Genomic DNA, 3731 nt, shown 5'->3' on the forward strand with positions numbered 1-3731 from the left:
GTACCTGGGCGCCATCGTGGACCTGCCCCGAAGCCAGGTGGAGCTGCGCGAGGACAACAACGTCCGCGCGGACTTCCTCATGGGCGTGGGCCTGAAGCCGGACCTGATCATCACCTCGCTGACGGCCCCCACCCACGTCGCCCCCGGCCAGGCCTTCACCGCCACCGCGCGGGTGTGCAACGTGGGCACGGAGCCTTCCCCGAACGTCCCCGTGGAGCTGTACCTGTCCACCGAGCCGACGCTGGCGGTGGTGCAGGGCGCGCCCCCTCCGGGCCGCGCGCCCGTGGGCATGTTCCAGGCGCCGGGATTGGCGCCGGGGGAGTGCGCCCTGCGCTCCGTGAGTGCCTGGGCGGTGGTACCTCCCCAGGCCCCCATGCCGAACCCCACGCTGTACGTGGGCGCCCTCGTGGATCCGCAGGCCAGCTTCCCGGAGCTGCGTGAGGACAACAACGCCTCGCCCGTCTCCCGCATCGGGGTGGCGGTGGGCCCGGATCTGGTCGTCCGCAGCGTGCTGAATACGCCCAGCGCGCGGCCCGGTACCTCGTTCCAGACGTCGGTGCAGGTCTGCAACGAAGGCACCGCGTCCGCGACGTACACGACCCTGGGCCTCTTCCTCTCCACCGAACCGGACTTCACCGTGACCCAGGGCGTGCCGCCGCCCACGCTGGTCCGGGTGGGCTCCGTGAACGTGATGCCGCTGGGGCAGGGCCAGTGCTCGACGGTACCGGCGACGGCGCAGGCCCAGGTTCCGCCCGAGTCCGTGCCGGGGCGTCCGCTGTACCTGGGTGCCGTCGCGGACGTGTCCCTCGGCCTCACCGAGCTGCGCGAGGACAACAACGTGCGCTCCGCCCCGATGAGCGTGGGCAACGGCCCGGACCTCGCGGTGCGGGAGGTGACGGGCCCCCGGAGCGTGATGCCCGGCGCCCCGCTCACGCTGGTCGTGACGGTCTGCAACATGGGCATGGACATGGCGCCCCCCACGCCGGTGATGGCGGTGCTGACGTCGGACGCCACGCTGTCCGTGAGCGCACCCAACCCCGGCACGTCCACGGACTCCATGGTGGGGACCGCGAACACGCCGTCGCTCGGCTCGGGCCAGTGCTCCGCCGTGAACGTGGCGGGGTACGCGAACCCTCCGCCCGGCCTGGATCCGGAAGCGCCCCGGTTCCTGGGCGCGCGCGTGGACTTCCCCCAGCAGCTCACGGAGCTGCGCGAGGACAACAACACCCTGGTGGGCCCCCGCGTGGGCGTGGGCTCGGGGCCCGACCTCGTGGTGCGCGCGCTGACCGCTCCCGCGAGCATCCCTTCGGGCGCTTCCTTCACCGCGCAGGTGAAGGTCTGCAACGAGGGAACGGCGGCACTCAACAGCACCGTGCCGGTGGACCTGATCATCTCCAGCGAGCCGGTGGCCTACGTGCCCGGCCAGGGAAGCGCGCCGTACACGCAGCTCCAGCTTCCCGTGGGCAACCAGCCCGTGTCCTCGCTCGGGGTGAACCAGTGCACGACGCTGTCCATCCCGGCCTACGCGTCCCGTCCGTCCAGCCCCGCTTCCGCCTTCTATCTGGGCGCCATCGTCGACGCGCCGGGCTCGCGCTGGGAGCTGCGTGAGGACAACAACAGCTTCATGCTGCCCACCCCCACCGTGATGCCGTAGGCCACTGGAGTTCCGTGATGGCGCGGCTGCGTTCCTCGCGGACGCAGCCGCCCCGTCTGGCCTCGTCGTGAGGCCAGGTCCTCCGCGGAGTGCCGAACTAGTAGCGGGGCCGGGTGGGCAGGTTCAGGTCGTCGCGCAGGACGTTCTCGCCCGGGCGGCCGCCCTGCACCACGTCCGGCGTGGACGGGTCCTGGTCCAGGTCGATGGGCAGACCCACCGCGGACGTCTCGCGGTTGTTGGTGCCGTTCTTCTCGCCATTGGCCAGCGTGCCATTGGCGTAGTCGGACGCGTGCACCAGCTCGTGGAACAGGGCCACCACGGGCGGACGGTTCATCCAGTCCTCGGTGCCCAGCGAGATGCGCGTGGTGTTGTAGTTCACCGTGCCGTTGGTGCCCTTGCCCGGCGTGCCGTCCGCGTTGAACCACGCATCCGCCTTGTTCTGCGCGGCCGCGGAGTTGCCCCCGGACGTCTCCTGGATGGTGGTGGTGTGGCCGCTGTCGTCCAGCGTGCGCAGCAGCTCCTGGCCCGACGGCAGCGAGCGCATCGCGTCCAGGTCCGACTGGGTGCGCGCCTGGAACTCCGCGCTGCCCGTCACCGTCACGGACCGGCCCCGCTGGTCCGCGTTCGTCATGTCCACGATCTCCCGCTCACCCGCGGCGTCGGCGGCGGTCGTCTCGTTCTCCTCCACGTACAGCTTGTCCGTGCCCGTGCCGCCCCGGACGGTGTCCGTGCCCGCGCCGCCCGCGACCGCGTCGTTGCCCGTGCCGCCGCTCAGCGTGTCGTTGCCGCGCCCGCCAATCACCTGGTCGTCGCCCGCGCCGCCGTAGGCCTTGTCGTCGCCCGCGCCCGCGTCGATGTAGTCGCGGTCCGCGCCGCCGGACACGTAGTCGTTGCCGTCCAGGCCGTAGAGCACGTCCCGGCCCGCGCCCCCGAGGATGCGGTCATCGCCCGCGCCGCCCTCCAGGTAGTCGTCGCCGTCCAGGCCGCTCAGCGTGTCCTTGCCCTCGCCGCCAATGACGGTGTCGTTGCCCACGCCGCCCGTGAGCGTGTCGTTGCCCTTGCCGCCCACCAGCTTGTCGTCGCCCTCGCCGCCGTCCAGGGTGAGGCCCTGCGTGACGCTCGCGTCCACCGTGATGGAGTCATTGCCGGCACCGCCATTGATGATGGCGCCCTTGGCCTGCTCGGCCGTGAGCGTCACGGTGTCCGTTCCGGACTTGATGGTCAGCCCGCCGTCCTTGTTCTGCGACACCGTGGCGGTGTTGTTGCCCGCGCCCAGGTCCACCACCGTGTTGCCGGCGGCGTTGGTGCTCACCTGCGGCGCCGTGGCGGACGCGACGGCCTTCGCCACGTTCTTGGCCACCTTCCCCAGGGCCGAGCCCAGGTCGCTGAGGATGCCGCCGTCCTTCTTCGCGCCGGCCGCCTCGCCCGCGGCGCGCCCCGCGCCGACTTCCTTCTCCTTCGCCGCCTGGGGACGGACCGCCGGCGCGCGGGGCCCGGCGTCGAAGCCGTCCTGCATCCGCTGGGAGACGGCGGCCTTCACCGCGTTGGGACGCGGCGCGGCGGCGGGCGTCTTCACCGGCTCCGACTTCACGGGGGACGACGGACGCGAACCGGGCTTGCCAATCGAAGTCATGGGCTTCTCCCAGGTGACGGGGACACCTGGAGTGGGTCCGGCGGACGGCCGCCGGGCGTCGGACGAAGGCCGACTCCCGGATTGTCGCGGTGGCGGGCCCCCGGGTTGCGTCCCTCCTCCCGAATGTCACGGTTGCGTGACACGCATCGGGCTGTCGTGTGACACGGCCGGGGCTCCTGTAACGGTGCGGCAACAACGCAGGGGGGTGTGTTGTCGGGCTCGAACCCGTCCGGTAACGGAAGCGCAACTTCGGGTCAGGAAGCGCCTCCGCTTCCCCCGACTTGCCCGACGCCTTCATGACCGTCACCACTCGCTACCGCACCGTCCTCCAGGCCCTGCTGTCCGGCACGTCGCTCCTGCTGGCCCCTGTCGTCCACGCGCAGTCGGAGGCCCCGCCTCCGGCGACCGCGTCCGAGCCGGCCCCGGAGACCCCGATCTCCGCCG

2 protein-coding genes are annotated in these 3731 nt (G+C 72.1%); one reads left to right on the plus strand and one right to left on the minus strand.

Translation table 11 applies throughout. From position 1 onward, the window contains the following. Window positions 1-1654 (plus strand): CARDB domain-containing protein (locus D7X74_RS40435; protein WP_304984948.1); only part of this gene is annotated, 1654 nt, incomplete at its 5' end. A gap of 97 nt (window positions 1655-1751) precedes the next feature. Here D7X74_RS40435 and D7X74_RS40440 read toward each other — a convergent pair. After that, window positions 1752-3287 carry a M91 family zinc metallopeptidase gene (locus D7X74_RS40440; RefSeq protein ID WP_120538262.1) on the minus strand — a complete coding sequence of 512 codons (1536 nt, stop codon included), beginning with the start codon at window positions 3285-3287 and terminating at the stop codon, window positions 1752-1754. Window positions 3288-3731: the final 444 nt, after the last annotated feature.

This window comes from Corallococcus sp. CA047B (assembly GCF_003612065.1).
Classification (GTDB): Bacteria; Myxococcota; Myxococcia; order Myxococcales; family Myxococcaceae; genus Corallococcus; species Corallococcus praedator.

Coding starts and splice junctions, on each gene's coding strand:
- D7X74_RS40440 (WP_120538262.1), bottom strand. CDS start 3,287: ATGACTTCGATTGGCAAGCCCGGTTCGCGTCCGTCGTCCCCCGTGAAG.